17 protein-coding genes are annotated in these 21,655 nt (G+C 37.9%); 2 read left to right on the plus strand and 15 right to left on the minus strand.

Annotated elements, in window-relative coordinates; genetic code table 11:
* Positions 1–42 precede the first annotated feature (42 nt).
* The 7 genes from FS458_RS10650 to FS458_RS10680 form a co-directional block, all read right to left on the minus strand.
* The gene (locus FS458_RS10650) at positions 43–1,302 is read right to left on the minus strand and encodes an L-lactate MFS transporter (protein ID WP_144700398.1); all 1,260 of its coding nucleotides are present in this window, start codon (positions 1,300–1,302) and stop codon (positions 43–45) included.
* Between the two features lie 21 nt (positions 1,303–1,323).
* On the minus strand, positions 1,324–1,869 hold the full coding sequence (locus FS458_RS10655) for a DUF1641 domain-containing protein (RefSeq protein ID WP_144700400.1): 546 nt from the start codon (positions 1,867–1,869) through the stop codon (positions 1,324–1,326).
* A complete protein-coding gene (gene fdhF / locus FS458_RS10660; protein ID WP_144700402.1) occupies positions 1,862–4,816 on the minus strand; it encodes a formate dehydrogenase subunit alpha in 2,955 nt (984 codons plus the stop codon). Before fdhF ends, FS458_RS10655 begins: the two co-directional genes overlap by 8 nt.
* 147 nt (positions 4,817–4,963) lie before the next feature.
* Positions 4,964–5,707: a CBS domain-containing protein gene (locus FS458_RS10665; protein WP_260858561.1), complete on the minus strand. Its 744-nt coding sequence runs from the start codon at positions 5,705–5,707 to the stop codon at positions 4,964–4,966.
* A 176-nt stretch (positions 5,708–5,883) separates the two neighbouring features.
* Positions 5,884–7,089: a GTP-binding protein gene (locus FS458_RS10670; RefSeq protein WP_144700404.1), complete on the minus strand. Its 1,206-nt coding sequence runs from the start codon at positions 7,087–7,089 to the stop codon at positions 5,884–5,886.
* 164 nt (positions 7,090–7,253) lie between these two features.
* The gene (locus tag FS458_RS10675) at positions 7,254–7,751 is read right to left on the minus strand and encodes a hypothetical protein (protein ID WP_144700406.1); all 498 of its coding nucleotides are present in this window, start codon (positions 7,749–7,751) and stop codon (positions 7,254–7,256) included.
* Positions 7,752–7,833: 82 nt separating this feature from the next.
* Positions 7,834–9,108 (minus strand): M24 family metallopeptidase, encoded by a 1,275-nt coding sequence (locus tag FS458_RS10680; protein ID WP_144700408.1) that lies wholly within the window; start codon positions 9,106–9,108, stop codon positions 7,834–7,836.
* Positions 9,109–9,236: 128 nt separating this feature from the next.
* On the opposite strand from FS458_RS10680, the gene FS458_RS10685 reads away from it, so the two are divergent.
* A complete protein-coding gene (locus FS458_RS10685; RefSeq protein WP_144700410.1) occupies positions 9,237–10,565 on the plus strand; it encodes an oligosaccharide flippase family protein in 1,329 nt (442 codons plus the stop codon).
* Positions 10,566–10,615: 50 nt separating this feature from the next.
* On the opposite strand, the gene FS458_RS10690 is transcribed toward FS458_RS10685, so the two are convergent.
* The 7 genes from FS458_RS10690 to FS458_RS21035 all read right to left on the minus strand — a co-directional run bounded on the left by FS458_RS10690 (position 10,616) and on the right by FS458_RS21035 (position 19,505).
* A complete protein-coding gene (locus FS458_RS10690) occupies positions 10,616–11,056 on the minus strand; it encodes a hypothetical protein (protein WP_144700412.1) in 441 nt (146 codons plus the stop codon).
* Positions 11,057–11,076: 20 nt separating this feature from the next.
* Positions 11,077–11,832, minus strand: a complete 756-nt coding sequence (locus FS458_RS10695) for a TspO/MBR family protein (RefSeq protein WP_144700414.1) — start codon at positions 11,830–11,832, stop codon at positions 11,077–11,079.
* A 96-nt stretch (positions 11,833–11,928) separates the two neighbouring features.
* Positions 11,929–13,707, minus strand: coding sequence for an ABC transporter ATP-binding protein (locus tag FS458_RS10700; RefSeq protein ID WP_144700416.1), 1,779 nt, complete (start codon positions 13,705–13,707; stop codon positions 11,929–11,931).
* Positions 13,704–15,443 carry an ABC transporter ATP-binding protein gene (locus tag FS458_RS10705; protein WP_144700418.1) on the minus strand — a complete coding sequence of 580 codons (1,740 nt, stop codon included), beginning with the start codon at positions 15,441–15,443 and terminating at the stop codon, positions 13,704–13,706. The genes FS458_RS10700 and FS458_RS10705 overlap by 4 nt, the downstream gene beginning before the upstream one ends.
* A gap of 218 nt (positions 15,444–15,661) precedes the next feature.
* On the minus strand, positions 15,662–17,203 hold the full coding sequence (locus FS458_RS10710; protein ID WP_144700420.1) for an FAD-dependent oxidoreductase: 1,542 nt from the start codon (positions 17,201–17,203) through the stop codon (positions 15,662–15,664).
* 448 nt (positions 17,204–17,651) lie between these two features.
* Positions 17,652–19,271, minus strand: coding sequence for a ribosomal protection-like ABC-F family protein (gene abc-f, locus FS458_RS10715; protein WP_186320520.1), 1,620 nt, complete (start codon positions 19,269–19,271; stop codon positions 17,652–17,654).
* Between the two features lie 111 nt (positions 19,272–19,382).
* Positions 19,383–19,505: a hypothetical protein gene (locus FS458_RS21035; protein WP_255548939.1), complete on the minus strand. Its 123-nt coding sequence runs from the start codon at positions 19,503–19,505 to the stop codon at positions 19,383–19,385.
* Between the two features lie 164 nt (positions 19,506–19,669).
* On the opposite strand from FS458_RS21035, the gene cbpA reads away from it, so the two are divergent.
* Positions 19,670–20,320 (plus strand): cyclic di-AMP binding protein CbpA, encoded by a 651-nt coding sequence (cbpA, locus tag FS458_RS10720; RefSeq protein ID WP_066394129.1) that lies wholly within the window; start codon positions 19,670–19,672, stop codon positions 20,318–20,320.
* A gap of 42 nt (positions 20,321–20,362) precedes the next feature.
* Here cbpA and aroA read toward each other — a convergent pair whose 3' ends face one another.
* The gene (gene aroA, locus FS458_RS10725; RefSeq protein WP_144700424.1) at positions 20,363–21,646 is read right to left on the minus strand and encodes a 3-phosphoshikimate 1-carboxyvinyltransferase; all 1,284 of its coding nucleotides are present in this window, start codon (positions 21,644–21,646) and stop codon (positions 20,363–20,365) included.
* Positions 21,647–21,655: the final 9 nt, after the last annotated feature.

Raw genomic sequence — 21,655 nt, forward strand, 5'->3', positions numbered from 1 at the left:
GGCAATTTTTTTGCCAAGCTTTTTTATCTTAGTCAATTACTTTTAACTTGCAACATGAGATTGATTGTTTTCTTTTCTTATGTTCCGAATATTGATGCGAATAAGCAGGGAGATCGCAAGGGCCAGAACAAACGCACCTGTAAAGATATACAGCGTTAAAGAATAACTGTTCGTGGATTCACGTATCCAAGAAACAACTAATGGACCTACTAGTCCAGCTGCTGCCCACGCGGTTAGAATATACCCATGGATCGCTCCCAGTTGCTTCGTTCCGAACAAGTCTCCTATATATGCAGGTATAGAAGCAAAACCTCCTCCATAACAAGTAAGAATTAAATATACAAGCAACTGAAAGAAAAAGGCGTTCGTAACATTCGGTAAAAGGACGAATGCCACCGTTTGTATCGCGAAAAACGTAGTGTAAACGTTGGGGCGACCGATATAATCTGAAATCGACGCCCAGCCGATTCTACCAAAACCGTTAAACAATCCCATGATCCCAACCATCGTAGCAGCTGACGCGGCACTGAGATTTGCAATATCTTGTGCCATTGGAGACGCTACAGAAATAATGGCGATCCCGCATGTAACATTTATAAATAACATCGCCCATAAAGCCCAAAAACGGATTGTTTTAACTGCTTCATTTGCCGTTAATTGGGCAAGATCTTTTGTTTGATCATCTTTATTCTTAGTTTCATCTTTCATTCCTTCTGGCTTCCAATTCTTTGGAGGTGGTGTTAGATATAAAGAAGAAAGTAACATAATAGTAAAATAAACAGCACTTAATACGTAAAACGTATTAGAAATACCTATACCTGTTATAAGCCTCGCGATTACAGGGCTAGCAATAAGGGATGCAAAACCAAACCCCATAATAGCAAGACCTGTTGCTAATCCTCTTCGATCAGGAAACCATTTTACAAGTGAAGAGACAGGTGTGATATAGCCAATACCCAGTCCGATCCCTCCTAAAGCACCATAAAAAAAGTAAAGCAGATAAATAGAGCCTAATTGATCAGCAAAGCCTGAACCTAGCAACCCTGCACCAAAACAAAATGATGCTATGATGCCAGATTTACGAGGTCCATATCGTTCAACAAAATGCCCCATAAAAGCAGCGGATAAACCTAGAAACAAGATTGCGATACTGAACGTTAAAGAGATTTCACTTAGCCCCCAATCGTGTTCATCCCGGAGCGGATTTGTGAATACACTCCAGGAGTAGACAGATCCGATCGATATGTGAATACCTACAGCAGCTGCAGCAATCAACCAGCGGTTTTTCACCTTTTTAGCCATCCGGATTACTCCTCTACACTTTTATTCTAAGGTTTTTCCCTTACTCTGATTTATACGTTTTTGAGGTGAGTTCCCTGTTGTCTTTTCAATATGTTCTGTTTCTTGGCCCATCCCCTTTAGGAACTGCATGAGTATGGTCACAGCTTTATTAATTTCAGGATCTTTAAGTGAACGAACTAAATCAAAGTAACTCGTCTTCTCTTCCGTATCTTTGTATTCAGCAACTCTTGCAATGCCTGCATCTATTTTTAAAAGAAAAGGTTCAAGTTGCTTTACATTAATCATTCCTAGGGTACCTAAGAGCAATAGAAGATTTTTTAAAGTATTTGTGTTCTCAGGCTTATCCATCGCTTTGACCGCAATATCCATTACTTTATCTCCTTGCCCGAACAATCCATTTAATAGAGGTAAAATTCCTTTATCGTGCATATGGTTCATGATCTCAAGTGTTTGTAGAATCGCAGTCTTGTTTTGAATGAGAGCATCTTCGACTTCTCGGAGGTCATTAGAACGTTTCTCTTCTGCTGTTATCGTTTGTTTTTGAACGTTTTTAATCGGTTTAGCCATGTTGATTTCGCTCCTTTTTCACAGCATCGCCTGGGAAGATATAATCTTTTCTTTCCCACTTCTTCTCTACGTTAACTCCTACTTGAGGTTGTGGATTTCCATACCTAAAATTTGTTTTAGGCAACGGACTAACACCCTCTTCCATCAAGATCTCAAGCTTGGCACTTGTCTCTTTGTAGGCAGGTGTATCTGTATCTTTATCTGAATAACTGCTCGTAAGCAGATTTATAGCCGCTTCTCCGCTATCGTTCATTGGTAGATATACTTCTTTGCCTTTTACACGATCTGTTATTAAACAATGAACTTTTACATTTCCATAAGGCGACGATAATCTTACTAGTGTCCCATCTTTAATTCCTCGTTCTTTTGCTAGTTCAGGAGAGATTTCAAGAAAAGTGTTAGGCGTCTTAGATGTAATGCCCTCAGATTGATACGTCATGTTCCCTTCATGAAAATGTTCTAAAAGTCTTCCGTTGTTAACGTGAATATCGTATTCTTCTCCGAACTCTACAGGCTCCGTCCAGTTTACTGGAAATAGTCTCGCTTTCTTATCTTCAAAAGGAAATCCTTCTTTAAAAAGTATTGGAGTATCCGTTCCGTCTTCAGCCACAGGCCACTGAAGGCTTTTGTATCCTTCTAATCTTTCATAGGATACTCCCGCAAATAATGGTGCTAGTTGTGCAGCTTCTTCCATAATGTCACTCGGATGTTTGTAATCCCATCCAGCTCCAAGCCGATTTGCAATATCACGGATAATCTCCCAATCTGGTTTAGAATCTCCGAGTGGCTCTAGCACCTGATACAATCTTTGGATTCTTCTCTCCGTGTTTGTGAAAGTACCTTCTTTTTCGAGGCTTGGACTTGCTGGTAAGACAACGTCAGCAAACTGAGCCGTTCGTGTAAGGAATAGATCTTGAACAACAAAAAAGTCTAGCTTCTCATAAGCCGCGTGAACATGGTTTATGTTTGAGTCAACGATTCCCATGTCTTCGCCTTTTAAATACATACCTTTTACATGACCATCATGAATACCTTGAACCATTTCATGATTGTTAAGACCAGGTTCTTCTGGAATTTTTACACCCCACGCTTTTTCATACTTCTCTCTAACCTTTTTATCGGCAACTTTCTCATACGAAGGTAAGCGATCTGGCATGCTACCAAAGTCACTCGCTCCTTGAACATTGTTATGTCCGCGTAACGGATAAGAACCTACCCCTTCTCTTCCATAGTTTCCTGTCACTAAGAGTAAATTGGATATAGCGGTGCTCGTATCACTTCCTCCCATATGCTGTGTAACGCCCATTGCCCAGAGAACACAAACACTTTTAGATTGTGAAATGGTTTTTGCTAAATGGATAAGTGTATCTTGAGTGAGACCTGTTACTTTTTCTGCATACTCTAAAGTGAACGTTTCAAGGTTCTCTGTAAAAACATCTAAGCCGTTCACATGCTGTTGTAAAAAATCATGATCAGCTAATCCTTCATCTAAAATGTACTTCGTTACAGCAGATAGCCAAACGAGATCTGAACCTGCCCGTGGCTGGATAAATAGATCGGCACGTTCAGCCATCTCATGTTTTCTAAGATCAGCGACGATTAATTTTTGGTTGTGTAACTTATGTGACCGCTTAACACGGGTTGCTAAGACGGGATGAGACTCTGATGTATTTGACCCGATTACGATAACCAGCTCTGATTTTTCAATATCTTTTATAGATCCTGAATCACCACCATGTCCTACAGTTCGAAACAATCCCATAGTGGCAGGAGTTTGACAATAACGCGAACAATTATCAATATTATTTGTGCCGATAACACCACGTGCTAATTTTTGCATCAGATAGGATTCTTCATTCGTGCACTTAGATGAGCTGATAAACGTAAGTGCTTGAGCACCATCCTTATCTTTTATCTCTGTAAATTTAGAAGCGATTAAGTTGTATGCTTCGTCCCAAGAGGCTTCTCTAAACATATCACCTTCACGAATTAAAGGTTTTGTTAATCGTTCTTCACTGTTAACAAAATCCCAACCGAACTTCCCTTTAATACAGGTTGAAATCCCGTTTGCAGGAGCTTCGATCTGCGGATCTACTTTTAGAATTTCTCTGCCCTTCGTCCAGACATCAAAGCTACATCCTACGCCGCAATATGTGCAAACGGTTTTTGTTTTCTTTATTCTTTGTTCTCTCATCGCAGCTTCCATATCTGAAATAGCGAGTATAGACCCATAACCTGTCTCAACACCTTTTGTGATCTCAATCATCGGACGAAGTGTCTCGCGATTGATCCCCGTCATATAACCTGTTTCACCTTCCATCCCTTTTTCCATCATGGCGTTACAAGGACAAACAGTAGAACAGTGACCACATGAAACACAAGATGATTCATTGATCGGAACGTCTTTGTCCCAAATTACTCGTGGCCTTTCTCGTTCCCAATCAATCGTGAGCGTCTCTGTTACTTGGACATCTTGGCATGCTTCAACACATCGTCCACACAATATACATTGATCAGGGTCATACCTATAAAAGGGGTTAGTTTGATCAACTTCATATGGTTTATGTTCAAAAGGAATGCTTTGGTGGTTGATCTTCATTTCTTTAACCGTGTTATGTACTTCACAACCGCCATTGTTATAATCACAAACCGTACAATATAACTCATGATTAAAAAGGATTCGATCCATTCCGATCACTTGAGCTTCTCTTACCTCATCAGAATTTGTATCAATGTTATCTCCGTTATTAATCTTCGTCGAACATGCTCTTACAAATTCTCCATTCACTTTAACGATACAAGTATCACAAGTTTCGATCGGCCCTAGGCTTGGATGGTAACAAACATGTGGGACTTGATCCGGTGAACCATTTAATAAATTTAATACCGTTTCTCCCTGAACAGCTTTTCTTTCAGTTCCATTTATTATTATCTTAAATTCTTTCAAATGATTTACACCCTTTCCTAAAAAGTTAACATACAAAACATTCTGACATCTCAAACATCCGTTTCCCTAATCGTAATTTCCTTAAACAAATGTGATTTTTTTATTTGTTTACACACAAAAAGACACTCTTAATGAGTGCCTTCAAAATTAGTCATCTAAATCAATCTCTATTAGATCATAGGAAGTAAAAATGCCTAATGGCTTTTCGTTCTCACTTCCATTTAAAGTAATGATGATAGCCTCAAGCTTTTTACCTTCTTTATGAATGTTTTCGAAAATCTCCTCTGCTTTAAAAATACTTGAAGTTTTTGAAATAAATGCTACCAGTTGTTTTTGTTCATTGTCTGCAATATCTGATATTCTTGCATTGTTAAGATCGATCACTTGATCAGCAAGCCGGTCTGTCAACCAATTCAATAAGTATGTAGCCGTTAATAGCCAAAGGTACTCTCCTTTGTCGTTATAAATAGGAAAACGTGAATACGATGTTTTTCGAATACAGCTTAAAACATCTTCCAACCGGTCACTTTCTTTAAAATGATGAACCTTTTTTGTGGCAATGTTCAGCGCAGTTTCAGGTTTCATAAAATAACCAGCAATTTTTTCTATTCTCTCAACGATCTCTAGATGAGGTTCAGCGATATAAAAATCATGATCAACTTTTTCATGTACAATAGCATTTCTTAGTTTCGCAAACTGACCGAGCTCATTATAAAAAGATCGAATTAGAGAATGCTTTTTCATTCCTGTTTCCACTAGATTTTTAAACCGATCATCTTTCGTATCTTTTACTTTGTCGATTAAGCATTTGTGAATCTGATTAAAAGCAATTTCAAATCGTTCAGAAAGGCTATTTTCTGTATTAGATTTTATATGAGTGACGGTCATCATTAATCTCTCCTTCTCTCTTCCACTACCCTTTTACTACCCATTTTTTTAACAACTTTAAACTAAAACTTCTAGTCAATATGTAAAGTTATGGAGAGTGCTATGCTAATACTTAACTAATCATTTAGAGAGTTTTTAGCAAAATAAAAACGAACCCAAAATGGATTCGTTTGTAAAAATTATTCACTTTCAGGGAATCGAGGTAACGGGTCTTCAAACTTACCCCAATCTTCTTTATTCATTTCAGAGTCGGTTAATAAGCAATGATCTAACTGTTCTATCAGTAGTTCTTTGTTGTAATCAATTCCTATGAACACTAGTTCAGTAATTCGATCACCATATTCTTCATCCCAGTTTGGATTATGACTTCTTTCTTCTTCTACCATTTCTTCTTGTTCTTCTTTCTTCAGTGCTGCCACCCATTGACCTGCTGGCTGGAAGATAATACTCGTACCTGCTTGACTTAACAAAATTGCCCAATCGTTTCGAGAGGCTACCCAAATAAATCCTTTTGCTCGAACAATTTCAGCTGGCCAATTCTCTAAAAAACTAAAAAGTCTTGCTGGGTGAAAAGGTCTTTTCTTTCTATATACAAAAGAAGAGATTCCGTATTCATCTGTTTCTGGAATGTGTTCTGTTTCAAGCTCTTTCATCCATCCTGCAGATTCACTGGCCTTCTCAAAATCAAAAAGACCTGTAGAGAGAATATCCTTTGGATCTATTTTACCGAATTCTGTTTCAATCAGTTTTGCTTGTGGTTGTAATTTTTTCAATACTCTTTTGAGTTCTTCTCGGTCCTCTTTCTCCAATAAATCACACTTATTTAAAACTAAAACATCACAAAATTCTATCTGATCAATTATCAGGTCTACTACTTCTCTCGTATCGGTCTCATCTAATGCTGCTTGTCGATCTAATAAGCTTTCTCCAGATGCAAAATCGTTCCAAAATCGATTTCCATCAACTACAGTTACCATCGTATCCAACTTGCATAAAGAAGCAAGATCAACACCTGATTCTTCATCCAAATAAGTGAAAGTTTGTGCAACTGGAATAGGCTCACTTATGCCCGTTGATTCTATCAGAATATAATCAATATCACCGTTTTTTACGATTCTTTCTACTTCTATCAATAGATCCTCTCTTAGGGTGCAGCAAATACAGCCATTTGTCATTTCAACGAGCTTTTCTTCTGTTCTAGATAACTGCGTCTCATTTTTTATTAATGCAGCATCAATATTGATCTCACTCATGTCATTAACGATTACAGCAACCTTTAAACCATCTCGATTTGATAAGACATGATTCATTAATGTTGTTTTACCTGCTCCTAAAAATCCACTCAACACGGTTACTGGTACTCGTTTTGTCAATGTATGTAACATGTATTAAAAACTCCTTTTTAAATCGTAATGATTACGATTAATATCGTAAATCAGGTTACAAAACAAGTCAAGGCTTAAATACTTAAGTTCTTATTTTTCTCATGTTTATGGATAAAGAAGCACAAAAAAAAAGACGTGTGTTCACTACGATACACGTCTTTTTCTTAATAATCGTTCCATTCAATTTTTCCGCATTTATTTTCGGGATCAAGTTCAATTGCAAAATTATGCTTCTCATAAAAATGAATAAGTCGCTCTACATGTCCCCAGTCTCTTTTTGCAATATCTCCTTTGATTGTTGGGATATTCTTATCTGATGCCGTCTCTTTCAAATAATGCATACAGATTGAGCCGTACCCTTTATTAGCAGGTCCTTTAATATCACCAATATGAAGGGTGTTTTCATCTTCATAAACTGCATCAATTGAAAAATCCCATCCATCATACCTTGATTCACAGTCATTGATCATAATTTTACATTGATCCAGTTGTTCAGATTTATATACGATCACAAGGTTATCGTCTTTTGTTTGATCCACACCGATCACATCATAACTTTTAGCAATTTGCTTCATATCGTTTTGCATACGCAATAATTGAAACTCGAGTTCGTTGCGATCTAGTTTTGTTTCTTTATCTTGCTCTTGTCCAAGCAATAGCATTTAATCTAATCTCTCCCTTACAACAAGCTGAAACACACAGTTTCTCATTGTACTAGAGGAGAATAGATATTTCAAATGTATTTTATTTCCATTTAGGCTCAATTAGATAAAATTCTGTTTGTCTCCCTGTTAAAAATTGCATCTTACCTTCTTTAAAACAAACCGTCTCTTCTAGATAGATCGGAACAGCTTTGTTCCATTCAGGGATGAAATGTCTAATGTTAAATTCTAGTGCATAGCACGTGTTATTCTCCATCCTTAACTCTCCTCGAACAGGAATATATTCTTGTTTATCATACAGTCCGATAATCGGTCCTGCTCCATGACAATGATAGCCGATCGGATGTGAATAAAGCATTGCGTCGAGATGATTTAGTTTTGCTTTTTTTAGTACACTTAAAAAAACTTCATTACCCGTCATTCCTACTTTACTTTCTTCAAAGAAAAAATCTTCAAATTTGTTCGCCTCACTTAATGCGTTTAGTAACCCTGCAGGAGGTTCTTTTTCGTTATCTCTAAGAACATAAGCTAATTGTTGTGTATCTGTGCAAAGACCTAGATATTCAATGCCAAAGTCTAGATGCAGAATATCACCTGGAAGTATAACATCTTCCAATCTGTCTGAAGATCCATCTTTTCTTTGAATATCTACGGTAGGATAGAAGGATGTTTTCAACCCTAAGTCTCTAACGTGTTGTCTGATCCAACAAACTATATCTTGTGTTGAGGTTACATGAGGTTTGATTCGTTCGTTCGTAAACGTTTGTTTCACAATTTCTTTTGTTATGCCTTCTAATGTTTTATACCAATTAAGTTCAGACTCTGTCCTTGTTTGAAGCCAGTCAATTGCAATGGATTCGGATGACATCAATTTTTCTGCATCTCGCTTCCCTAAGACTTTTACTAGTTCCACATAATTTGAGTGACTTAATCCATCACAAAAAGCATAATGGAATGATGTATTAACTGCTATTGATTCAGGGTCGTAATTATCAACCAACCGTTTTAAACCTGTAAAAGAATCTTCACTATCTCTCAACGGAAAACATGAGTAAAAAGGTTCGAAGTTTTTGTTTGAAGAGATAACAAACCGTTTAATTTCGTCAGAATGGATATCCTTAACAAATGCAAAAACGGTTAGTCTTCTTGAACTATCGATCAGAGATGGAAAGAAAGTCTTTCCTAGTGGATCTTCCTTGTATTCTTTGCCGATCGTCAACCACATGTCTACGTTATGTTTCTTCATTAATAAAGGTAACAAATGTTCCAATCTTTCAAATAGCCACTGATCCATAATCTTTTCTTGTTCTGACATGGATAGAATTTGAATTGCATTTTGTTCTGTATGTAATGTCACAATAATCTCTCCTTGTTATGCTATAAGCTTATCTTTCTCTTTCAATGTTTAAAGTCCTTCGAGGTCTTGTTTCATTTTTTTTGCATATGAATAAAAGGACAACGTGTACAAGGAGATGCACTCATCGTATGAATATATTTTTCAGAGGAGTATTGCTGCTTGCTGCAGCTGCATTAGTCGGTGAAAGTTTAGAATTTATTGTGAACATGGTGTTAGCTAGAGAATTAGGTGAACTAGGACTTGGTCATTATATGTCGATCTTTCCGACAGTCATCTTAATTATCATTATCGCGAGTTTGGAATTGCCAATCTCCATCTCAAAGTTCGTTGCAGAGAAAGAAGAAAAGCAACACTATAGCATGTTAAAACATGCTACAAAAATGACAATTTTATTGACAGTAGCAATGATTGTACTTGCATTAGTAATCTTGCCTTTCATACCTGTTTTCAATAGTTATCATCCTTTAGTGCGATGGCTTATGGTCATATTGATCCCTTTAATTTCCTTAACATCAATCGCTCGAGGGTTTTTTATGGGCAAACAGCAGATGGGAAAGCTGGCGTTCTCAAACTTTTTTCGAAAACTAGCTCAGCTCATCTTGTTAACAGGTATCTATCAGTTGTTCTCATTTGATAATGAAACAGCAATCCTTATAGCTTTAGCAACTTTTGTAGGTAGCGAACTTGTTGTTTTTGTTTATTTATTCACCGCTTATTTGATTCAATTCAAAAGAATGCAAACTCAAAATAATGAACATCTCACTTCAAACGAAGTAACTAGAAGTCTTATGGCCGTAACGATTCCAACTACGGGCTTGCGACTGTTTCACGCTGTTACGAACGCTATACAGCCATTTTTAATTAAATATGCGTTATCCCTTGCAGGCTTTTCTGGAGTGGCAGCAACGGAAGAGTTTGGGTTATTGGCAGGAGTAGCATTATCAATCGGTTTCTTCCCAGCGTTTATTGCGCACTCGCTTTTGGTCGTATTGATTCCTACTGTTTCAGAAGCTACGGCTAAAAAAGACGTAGAGAAATTAAAAAGCCTTCTAATTCGTGTAATGGGTATAACTGCATTATATGGGTTTCCAGCCGTTGCAATCTTTTTAATGTTTTCAGAAAAACTTACCTTAATGTTCTTCCATTCACAATCCGCAGCCACGTATTTAGAACTATTGTGGCCGAGTTTTTTATTTACTTTTTTCTTAATACCTCTTCAAGCATATTTGATCGGCCTTGGTTTAATTACAACAGCATTTGTTCAGTCAGTTTGGTCAACTACTTTATCATTTGTTCTTATGTACATGTTAGGATCTCAACCATCATTAGGAATGCATGGCATCATTATTGGAATGAACGCAGGTTCCGTGCTCTTAATGCTTCTTCATTACTTCTCTGTGTGTAAAGCGATCGGTATAAACACATGGTTGAGTGCAAGAAATAACTATCAAGATTAAAAAAAGCGCTTAAGCAGGATATATTTCCCGCTCAAGCGCTTTTTTGTTATCTACACGCTAGTTGAAATTGTTTGCTTTAAGAAAGCCTGAACACCGTACTTTGTATGTTCTTGCTTTTTGAATACCCATTGCGAAGGGATTCGTGAACGAAGAAAATCAAGTTGCTCATCAGAGAGGTTCATGTCGATTCCAGATTCATTCATTAAAAAATCTTCGTTTTCTATTAGCTTATATTTGGTCTGTATTAAGTTCAACAATCCCCGGATCGTAATAAACTTAAACGTGTAGCCCATTGTAATCGCAGAAACAACTGTTTCCCAGTTCTGTTCTGCAAAATCAAAAAAGTAAGCCCAGCTTGACTCTTCTTTACCCACATGCCGAAGTGCTTCGTAATTTCTTGTCCTGATCACTTCTAGCAACCGGTCACCAGAAACTCCGCCTGCTAAAGCAGATTCCAACAATAAGCCGACAGGCATCGATAATTTAACCATTCTTTACTCTCCTCTAAATCCTATTTCATTGCTACTTCTCCATTTCTTCTAGTAGCAAGGTTCCAAATAATGAATAATAAAAGTAAAATAGCTAACGTAAAACTCGTATAGGTAAGAATATCGATCTCACCCTTATGTCTAAACCCTATTCCGACATATGCCCATACAAAGACAAGTGGATAAATAACATCTTTGTTCAAAAGGGTAAAAAAGATTGCTAATCCTGTACCAACGATTAGCATGATCACAGTCCAAGTAACAGACGAAAGTCCAAAACCATTCCAGCCGCTATATTTTAAAACAACTGCGGTATTCACGATTGTCGCCACACTGATCCATCCTAGATATACCGAGAACGGAAGTCGAATGAACGAAGATTTGTTATCTTGATTTTGAATCTTCGTATAGATCATAATGAGTGACAATAAGAGGCAAATCATAACAATCCAAGACAAACCTAGAAGTTCATGATGCCAAACAAATATCCATGTACAATTTAAGATACAGTTCAAAACAAACCAAAGACCGATACTTTCATATACGGGTTCATTTCTGTTCTTAGCCAGCACCTGAATGATCACCCAGATCGTTAGCAGTACATAGATGAGTCCCCATATGGAAAATACATAACCTGCTGGAGTGATCAACACATTGTATTTTGCTGATAATTCTCCTGTTGTCCTTCCATTCAATGGTAGTGCATTAGCAAGATAATTAACAAAGATTACTGCTGCAAGTGCTACAATGTTCAAAATAGCTCTAAATGTTGCTGACATGAATGGTTCCCTCCTTTGATATATAGTTTCATATATACCCAAATTGGAGTGGAATTATGAGGGAAAGGCAATTTAAACTAAATTGCCTTTCCAAACTTAACTACTAAATGCCTGTGTACCAATATCCGCTTCTCGTTTAAACAACCTGCTGTATACACCATTATCAGACTTCAGCAACTCCTCATGAACTCCGTCTTCGATCATTACTCCGTTCTCGATGACAATCACTCGATTAGCAGCCAAGACAGTTGAAAGTCTATGGGAAATTATAATGAGCGTTTGTTTAGATTTTCTTTTATTGATCGCTTTATTGACTTGAACTTCTGTGATAGGATCTAAAGCAGAACTTGCTTCATCAAGAACAAGAACGGCGGCATCTTTTACTAGAGCTCGTGCTAATGACAACCTTTGCTTCTGACCTCCAGATAACAAACTTCCTCTTTCACCGACAAGGGTGTTCAATCCTTCAGGAAGCGTAAGTAAGAAATCACCAAGACCACTGTCTTGAAGAGCAGAAATCAATTCTTCATCTGTTGCTTCAGGTTTGGCGATTCGTAAATTATCAGCTAAAGAACCATTTCGAAGCTGGACATCTTGTGAAACGATCGCAATTTGTGAGCGAAGCCATCCAGCATCAACCGTTGATAGCTTTTCTCCATCTATAAAGATAGCTCCACTCTCAGGCTCATACAATCGTAATAATAAATCTACAACCGTTGATTTTCCAGATCCACTCGGCCCTACAAGTGCTACTGCTTCTCCAGGCTTTACTGAAAATGATAAACCTTTTAATACTTTATCTTCTTTTTCAGGATAACCGAATGCAACATCTTTAAATTCGATCTCTCCTTCAACTTCTTTAGGTATAAATCCTTTTTCTGTTTCCGCACTCGATACATTTTGACTGAGTAAAAGTTCAGATCGATCTAACGCAGGACCAGTTCTTCTTACGGAAAGCCAGTTTCTTAACATTCGTTGCATCTCATTTGCGGCGATTGCCACGAGTCCAGCTGCAGTCAGCATCTGACCAGCAGTTAATTTATCGTTCCAGATCAAGTACGCGCTTAGTCCATATACGACAGCTAATGCAAGACCGTTGTAGCTTCCAATAACCACAATCGATTGCATCCTGGCTTTTAATTCGTGTCGAGATTCTCTAATGAACGATTTTCTAATCTCAGCTACGCTTGATACCTCACCATCAGAAACGCCTAATACTCTTGAAAGATGAATGCCAGTTACTGACTCACGAAGCCTCTCTAGATAACGAGAAGCTTCTTTTCTCGCATTCGCCGAAGATTGCCGTGTCCTTTGACCGACAGCATTTGATGTTAAATAGAAGATAATACCTAACACAACACTCGTAATCATTAAATAGGGATGAATCCAAAGAAGCACGATGCTGTATAAAATAACACCTTGAACGGATGCCATAAAGGTCGAACCTTCCCAAGCCAGGAAATTATGGAGTGTATCTGGATCATCAGAAACACGAGCCATCATTTCACCAGATTGGTTGTTTTGATAAAACGAAAAGGGTAGGTTCTGCAGATGTTTAAACAATCTTAACTTTTGCCAGTTCGTTACGGTCTTCGCAACTTGGTGACAAAAATATTCATCAATAACCATTAGAATCAAGTCAGCAACAGCAGCAAAGATTAATAGCCACATCAACCCCCATAGAAGTTGATTAGACTTACCAGGTAAAATGGAATCGACAAGCCAGCCTAGTGCGAGCGTCGGAATTAGTGCAGAAAATACTTGAGATATAGCAATTACAAACGCATCTGCAAATACCCATTTTTTATGTGGCTTTAAAAAGGCTAGAACGCGTCTGCCGTCTCGATTTTTATGTTTCAATGCTGTCTGGCTCATATCGCTCTCTCCTTTTCTAATTCACTGTACTGCGCCATATAAAGTTCGTAGTACTGTCCACGTTCTGTAAGAAGCTCGTCGTGTGTACCAGATTCTGCTACAACACCTTTGTCTAAAAGTATAATCTTATCTGCATCCCTAACCATGATCAGCCGGTGAGCAATCGTGATTGTCGTTCTGCCTGGTATGAGCTCTTCAAGAGCGGATTGCACACGTTCTTCTGTCTCCCCATCCAGTGAGGAAGTTGCTTCATCAAAGATTAACAGCGCAGGGTGTCGAAGAATTGCTCTTGCAAGTGCAACACGTTGTCTTTGTCCACCAGAAAGTTTAAGCCCCCGCTCACCAACGATTGTCTCGTAGCCTTCTGGCAAGGCAGCGACAAAATCTGTAAGTCCTGAAGCATCACATGCTGCATCTAAATCGGCTTGAGTTGCACCTTTTCTTCCATATAATAAGTTCATCCGCAGTGTATTGTTTAAAAGAAACGTTTCCTGCGAAACGACTCCTACCTGCTGACGAAATGAATTCCTATTATACTCAAACAAGTTTTGTTGGTCGATTTCAATAGAGCCTGCCTCAGGTTCATAAAGACCGAGCAGCAATTGGATGAGCGTAGATTTTCCGCCGCCGCTAGTACCGACAATACCAATATGTTGGCCAGCTTTCATATTCAATGAGACGCCTTTTAACACATATTCTTCGTTGCCCGGGTAACGAAACCAAAGATTATCAATATCAATATCCCCTCGAACAGGTTGCATCTTTGGCAGATCATCTTCATGTTCCTTTGGTAAATCAAAATATTCATAGATTCGCTGAAGAGCAGGAATAGCCTGCTGTATGATCAATGCATTCTCAGCTAGTGAACGAATGGGAAAAAACATCGTAGGAATAAACCCTAAACAAGCAACAAGTGTACCGACAGAAATCGTATTATTCCAAACTGCCATTCCTCCAACAAGCATGACTACGCCTGGTGTAGCGATATTGAATAGATTACCAAGACGCCAGTTTACTTTTCCGATTAAAGCGGCACGAATGGAATAATTCTTCCAATCTGTAAGCTTTGTATCTTGTGTATGTATTTCTCTTTCTTGTGTTTGAAACGTACGAACTAGTCTCGTTGATTCGATACTTTCTTGAAGGTGGTGATAAATATCTGCACGCATATCCCTCTGAACAGCACTCATTTTTCTCATAGTCGTTCCAAGTTTAAATGATGGGTACAGATAGATAGCGAATACACAGAACATAACGATCGCAACTGGCCAGTATAGAGCAAAAACTGCAATAAAAGCAGCGACCGCACTAACTACTTGTTGTACGAATCGAGGCACGACCGTATTATTTAAGTTCTGTACAGCTTCTACGTCGTGAGTGAGACGATATAACATATCACCACGAGGTGTAGTCGTAAAAAAGGACATCGGTGTTTTATGCAGCCGTCCAAATGCACGCATCTGCATATCTGTGATAACATCTAAACCGATCTGAATTTGTATAAATTCTTGTAATGATTCAAATACCACCTTAAACAAAAATGAGAAAAGAACTCCAGCTACTAGCCAACCGATCATATCCGTCATCTCATTCGGCAGAATTTCATCAACAAGCTTTCCTGCTAGTATGGGTGGGATTACGGTAAAAGCGCCACCGATCAACGAACAGATAAAAGCTAGAAGAAGCCCCCTCCAATAAGGCTTAAAGTGCTTTAATGTCTCTCTTAAAAGCTTCATATATCATTTCCCCCTCTCGCTTTCAAGCACTTTATTTTATACTAAATTCATAAAATTTTCATTATTTTTACTTGTTATTTTTTTGAAAATATAAGAATTTTTATTTAGTTAGCACACTATATTAAACATGTAAGATTATCATTCAGATTTAGTGCTCAATCAAAAAAAATAACTTATTAAAGCAAATAAGCACTTTAATAAGTCATCTTCTTGTTCGTTTATTGTAGTTCTACACGTTTGAGAGGTTTTTTCGCTGGCCCTTCAACGACGGAACCATCGAATGAAAAACGTGAACCATGACACGGACAATCCCATGTTCGATCGCCGCTGTTCCATTCTGTTTCACAACCGAGATGTGTACACGTGGTGTCTACAAGATGAAGTTCACCATCTTGATCACGATAAGCCCCACACCTTTCTCCATTAACCGTTACGGCACATCCTTCATCTTTATTTAAACTTCTTGGATGTTTAGACGGTTTGTCTAATTTCCCAGAAACAAAATGCTTTGCGACATCTGCATTTTCTTTTATAAACTGTTTAATATCAGAGGGATCACCTTGAAACCTTTGTGGTTTGTATAGGTCAGCATATTCATTCTCTTTACCCATGATATGATCTCTTATGATTAATGCAGCAAGAGTACCTGTCGTCATCCCCCATTTTTTGTAACCGGTAGCTACAAAAATGTGATCGTGCTTATGCGTAAGCTTGCCGATGAATGGTATTTTATCAAGTGTAATCAAATCCTGAGCCGACCAGCGATAAAGGACCTTATCTAATTTTAATGATTTTCTCGCTTCTTTTAGTAATGCCTCATAGTGCTGATGTGTTGGAATTCCCTGTCCTGTTTGATGACTTTCTCCACTTAATAGCACGATCTTTTCACCATCTTGTAAGATAGAACGATAAGAAAATGAGGTTTGATCTACTCCCATATACATCCCATTAGGAAATGTATCTTGTGTTTTTACGGCCAATACATAAGAACGCTCTGCCATCATTCTTGTAAAATAAAAACCCAATCCATCAAAAAATGGAAAATGCGTGCAACAAGCTACAAAGTCAGCTGTAATTTTGTGTCCGTGACTTGTTTGCACCACAGCTTTTTTGTTATTCTCTTCTATAATATCTGTTGCTGTCGTGTTTTCATAAACCTCAACGCCTAATGAATCCATTTCTTGTAATAGCGCAGTTAAATATTTGACAGGATGAAAATGTGCTTGATTCCTCATAACAAGCGCTTTTTTATGCGGTATATTAAATGGAAGTTTTTCGACCAACTCTCCTTCAATCTCTAACTTTTGATAAGCATCAGCTTCTTTGTTAAGCTTTTTGATTCCTTCCTCGGTGTTGGCGTAAAGATAGGCATCATGTTTTTCTAAATTACAATGAATATTGTTTTGTTTAACAAGACTCTCAATAAACTGTTTAGCTTGTTCGTTTGACTCATAATAAAGTCGTGCCCGATCTAATCCGATGTGTGAAATAAGGTGATCATAAATAACATCATGTTGAGAAGTAATCTTTGCAGTTGTATGACCAGTCGTTCCATTAATCACTTTACCTGCCTCGATTAATGTAACCTTTTTTCCTTCTTTTGCTAGAAGATAAGCTGTTGTTATTCCGCTTATCCCAGCTCCTACAACCACTACTTCTGTTTGAATATCTTCATTTAACACAGAGTATGTAGGTAGGTTTAATTGTTGCCTCCAGATTGGTTCTGGAAACTGTGGCATGTTATTTTCATAGTTACTCATAAGGTACCTCCTGTTTAGACACGTTTTCTCACCATTATTCCCCATACCTCGAAAGAACAATCAGTTGAAAATGGAAAAGAAGGCTCTTTTCTAAAGGAATGTTTTTTGAATAGGTTGAAGGTTAAAGTTTTGGAAGTAGTTAATTTTCCGTTCCAGGCTGTTCGCTTTCTACGGGGCAGTCGATGGGCCACATTCGTACGTTTCACGTATAAGTGTCTCACCTGGCTAGTTGCAGTGGCTAGTCCCTCGAGGTCAAAAGTTAAATAGACCATGAAGGCAAAGAGCGTCTTCATGGTCTATTTCACCTTTTGCTTGTCGGAGCTGGAAGAGCCACTTCCACTTCACCGTACGCCCCGTGAATGAAAACTAACACTTTAAAAAACAAGAAGGTATAAATAAAAAGAAACAGGCTATTCAAAATAACCTGTTTTTCAGTAGAATAGTTAAATTAATTGCTTAACCGCTTTTCGAGTGCATAATCAAAATTTCCATTATAACTCTCTAGGCTTCCCTCTTCTAACCAAATGGTACGTTCAAAGAGTTTGTTCATAAAATATCGATCATGTGAGACTGATAGAATCGTACCATTAAATTCTTCTAGTGCTTGTTCTAATGCTTCACGTGAATCAATATCCAAATGGTTTGTCGGTTCATCCAAGATTAAGAAGTTGAATCCTTCATAAACAAGCTGTGCAAGCCTGAGTCTTGTTCGTTCTCCACCACTTAACTCATTTCCTTTCCTATAAACAGATGCTCCGTAAAACAAAAACTTTGCTAGATGATGACGAGCTTCGCCTTCTTCCATCGGTACTCTTTCTCTGAAAATATCAAGTACAGTCCCAGTAGAATCAGCAGTAAGTCCCCTTTGAGAAAGATAACCAATCGAAACAGATGGTCCAAGTTTTATATTGCCGTTGCTGTGATCTAGAGTTTGTATGGTCTCTAGCAGTGTCGTTTTTCCTGAACCGTTTTTACCGACGAGGGCTACCTTCTCACCATATCGAATCTGTAGTTCAAGATTACTTAGGATGGAACGCCCTTCAATCGATTTACTTAGCCCTTTAATTACTGCGACGTCCTGACCGCTTCTCTTGTTAACTGAGAATTCAAATGCCGCTTTTTTACGTTCCAGCTTAGGGCGTTTCATACTCTGTATTCGTTGAAGTGCTTTCTCCATGTTCCTCGCTCTTTTGAAGAATTTCTCATTTCCTGATCGAGCGCCCCAGTCTCTTAGTTGTTTTATCGACTCTTTAATCTTTTTAACTTTCTTTTGCTGTTCTTCATATTTCTCAAATTCTAGAAGAAGATTATTTTCTTTTTCTTTGAGAAAACCTGAGTAACTTTGATGATATAAGGTACATTCACCATCTTCTATATCAATAGTTTTTGAGGTTACTTTATCTAAAAAATAGCGATCATGACTGATAATTACAACGGAACCTTTGTATTTTTGAAGATAGATTTCAAGCCAATTCATCGTTTCGATGTCGAGATGATTGGTAGGTTCGTCTAAGAGTAAAAGCTCTGGCTCTTTTAATAACAAACAAGCTAAACCGACCTTCGTTTGTTCTCCTCCGCTTAGTTGCATAAAAAGATGCTGAGAGAGTTGAGTTAAACCTAAACCAGCTAAAACGCCATTTATCTTCGACTCAATCGCATAACCACCGAGCTCTTCAAATTCTTCTTGCAGTCTATAGAGCTTATTCAGATTTTTATCTAATCGGTGTGTTTGCTCTGGATCACTTAACAATGCATTAACCTGCTGAATTTTAAGTTCAATTTCATTGATTTCTTGAAACGCTGATGATACCACATCATAAACTCTCATATTCTCCGTATGCTCAGGAAGTTGTTCCAAATAACCGATCTCTGCGTCCTTCCTGACGGCTATAGAACCTGAATCAGGATGATCAACACCACTTAACAGCTTAAACAAAGTCGTTTTTCCTGAACCGTTCTGTCCCACTATACCTATACGATCTTGTTCGTGAATTTCAAAAGATATATTTTTTAGAATCTCATTTCCGCCATATATTTTTTTAACTTGATGAACAGTGCAGACTATCATTTTTATTTTTCTCCTTTTAATCCAATGCCACTGTCCTTTTTTGTATACAAAAAAACCATGAGCAACATACCTGCCCATGGTTACTAACAATTAAAAAAGGATAGGGTAAGGTTACTTTGTGATGTACTTTAGTGTTTTAACTGAAAATAGACAGACTCCGCCAATTTTTGAAAATACATAAGTAATCGCACGGAAAACTACCAACCAGTCAAACATTTGTACACCTTTAAGCATGCCTTACACCTCCTTTTAAGAATTTATAAAATATTCTAGTAATAGTATATGGTATTATTACTTAATATGCAATTAGGAATAAAGTTGAATAAAAAGAAAGGGTATTTGCTTTTTTTGTCGAAATAGTTTTAAATATTTATATTATTCTGAAAAGGGTGTGTACTATGAAAGTAAAATCCAACTATCTAACTAAATCTAAAGTAACGTATGTTACAGAAAACATGTCAATCAGCGAAGCTCGATATACCATTATTCAATCCGGGTATCGCTGCATACCCGTTTTAGATGAATCCGAACAAAAATTTGTAGGGCTTCTTTTTAAAGAGACTACATCTGATTATATTATTGATAATGTCGGTTCAGTTAAAGATCATGTTAGTAGAATTGTAGAAGAGAAAGACGCATTTATTCATGAGAATACGGCTTATTTTAAGGTGCTTTTCACGATCAGACGCCTGCCGTTTATGGCAGTTGTTGATGATGATCATAATTTCCTAGGTATCATTACTCACTCAAAAGTTATGGACATTCTAGAGGATTCTTATGGTATCAAGAAGGGTGGATACTCTTTAACAGTTTCTACTACTGAGGGTAAAGGTTCGTTAAGAAAACTATTTACAGCAATCCATGAAGAATACAATATTGAAGGTGTTTTCACTCAAGACGCGGGTAAGCAATTTCTTCGCAGAGTTGTTATCACTTTCAATGAAAGTGTATCGCGTGAAGAAATCGATGAACTCGTTCACCGAGTGGAAGCGAATGGATTCAAGGTGGCAGACATTGAAGATCTTCGAACATTTTCAAGTGTTCAATAATACAAAAAAACGTTCCCGTTTAATAACAGGGAACGTTTTTCTTTATGATGAGAGGACATTCAATTGTTCAAAGAATGAAGGATATGAAACAGCAATCGCTTCACTGTTTGTAAGCGTTGTTTCGCCTTCTGCGATACAAGCGGCAACACTCAACATCATTCCAATTCTATGATCACCGTAGCTTTGCACCGAAGCGCCTCGCAGTGAGGATTTTCCCTGTATGATCATACCGTCTTCTGTAGCTTCTATATCTGCACCCATCTTTTTAAGTTCGTTCACAACGGTTTCGATTCGATCTGTTTCTTTCACTCGAAGTTCATGCGCGTCTTTTATAATTGTCTTTCCTTCTGCTTGAGTTGCGGCCAAAGCTATGATTGGAATTTCATCGATCAATCGAGGGATAAGATCTCCTTGGATAACCGTACCTTTTAAATCAGAGCTTTTAATAATCAAATCTCCAAATGGTTCCGAAGCTGTCTCATTGATATTTTGGTAAGTAAGATCTGCCCCCATTTCTTTTAGAACATCCAGTATTCCGGTACGTGTTGGATTCAACCCTACTTTTCTTAGAGTAATCTCACTGTTTGGTACAATGGCACCTGCTACTAAGAAGAAAGCGGCTGAAGAAATATCACCTGGTACTTCAATATGTGTTCCCTTTAACTTCTGGCCACCTGCGACCGAAACAGTTAGATCATCGCTTTCAACTTCTACTCCAAACGCTTTCAACATGCGTTCTGTATGGTCTCTTGATTTGAAGGGTTCTTCTACAGATGTGGTTCCTTCTCCATCTAATCCAGCCAGAATTATAGCCGACTTAACTTGAGCACTGGCGATTGGAGAGGTGTAATGAATACCTCGTGTTTCGCCTCCTTTTATATGAAGAGGGACCTTATTTCCTGAATCATTCCCATCAATCGCAGCTCCCATTTCTTTTAAGGGTTTGGTAACGCGATTCATCGGCCTTTTTGCAATTGACTCGTCACCTGTTAAGGTCGATTCAAACGGTGTATTAGCGAGTATTCCTAGCATCAGACGGATCGTAGTACCTGAATTCCCTACATACAAATCTTCTGAGGGTGGGGTTAATCCCGCAATTCCTTTTCCTTCTACTGTTACTTTTTCATCTTCTTGTTGTATCGTAACCCCAAGTTTCTTGAAACATGAAATGGTACTTAAACAATCTTCGCCTGTTAAAAAACCATCGATTGTCGTTGTACCCTCAGCGATGGACCCAAACATGACTGCTCGATGTGAAATAGATTTGTCACCAGGCACTTTAATAGATCCTTTTAATTGTTGAATAGGTTGTAATTGCTTTGTCATAGAATAGTG

The sequence above is a fragment of the Fictibacillus phosphorivorans genome (genome assembly GCF_007673525.1).
Lineage (GTDB): Bacteria > Bacillota > Bacilli > Bacillales > Fictibacillaceae > Fictibacillus > Fictibacillus phosphorivorans_C.

Coding starts and splice junctions, on each gene's coding strand:
- FS458_RS10650 (WP_144700398.1), bottom strand. CDS start 1,302: ATGGCTAAAAAGGTGAAAAACCGCTGGTTGATTGCTGCAGCTGCTGTA.
- FS458_RS10655 (WP_144700400.1), bottom strand. CDS start 1,869: ATGGCTAAACCGATTAAAAACGTTCAAAAACAAACGATAACAGCAGAA.
- FS458_RS10665 (WP_260858561.1), bottom strand. CDS start 5,707: ATGATGACCGTCACTCATATAAAATCTAATACAGAAAATAGCCTTTCT.
- FS458_RS10670 (WP_144700404.1), bottom strand. CDS start 7,089: ATGTTACATACATTGACAAAACGAGTACCAGTAACCGTGTTGAGTGGA.
- FS458_RS10675 (WP_144700406.1), bottom strand. CDS start 7,751: ATGCTATTGCTTGGACAAGAGCAAGATAAAGAAACAAAACTAGATCGC.
- FS458_RS10685 (WP_144700410.1), top strand. CDS start 9,237: ATGAATATATTTTTCAGAGGAGTATTGCTGCTTGCTGCAGCTGCATTA.
- FS458_RS10690 (WP_144700412.1), bottom strand. CDS start 11,056: ATGGTTAAATTATCGATGCCTGTCGGCTTATTGTTGGAATCTGCTTTA.
- FS458_RS10695 (WP_144700414.1), bottom strand. CDS start 11,832: ATGTCAGCAACATTTAGAGCTATTTTGAACATTGTAGCACTTGCAGCA.
- FS458_RS10700 (WP_144700416.1), bottom strand. CDS start 13,707: ATGAGCCAGACAGCATTGAAACATAAAAATCGAGACGGCAGACGCGTT.
- FS458_RS10705 (WP_144700418.1), bottom strand. CDS start 15,443: ATGAAGCTTTTAAGAGAGACATTAAAGCACTTTAAGCCTTATTGGAGG.
- FS458_RS10710 (WP_144700420.1), bottom strand. CDS start 17,203: ATGAGTAACTATGAAAATAACATGCCACAGTTTCCAGAACCAATCTGG.
- abc-f (WP_186320520.1), bottom strand. CDS start 19,271: ATGATAGTCTGCACTGTTCATCAAGTTAAAAAAATATATGGCGGAAAT.
- FS458_RS21035 (WP_255548939.1), bottom strand. CDS start 19,505: ATGCTTAAAGGTGTACAAATGTTTGACTGGTTGGTAGTTTTCCGTGCG.
- cbpA (WP_066394129.1), top strand. CDS start 19,670: ATGAAAGTAAAATCCAACTATCTAACTAAATCTAAAGTAACGTATGTT.
- aroA (WP_144700424.1), bottom strand. CDS start 21,646: ATGACAAAGCAATTACAACCTATTCAACAATTAAAAGGATCTATTAAA.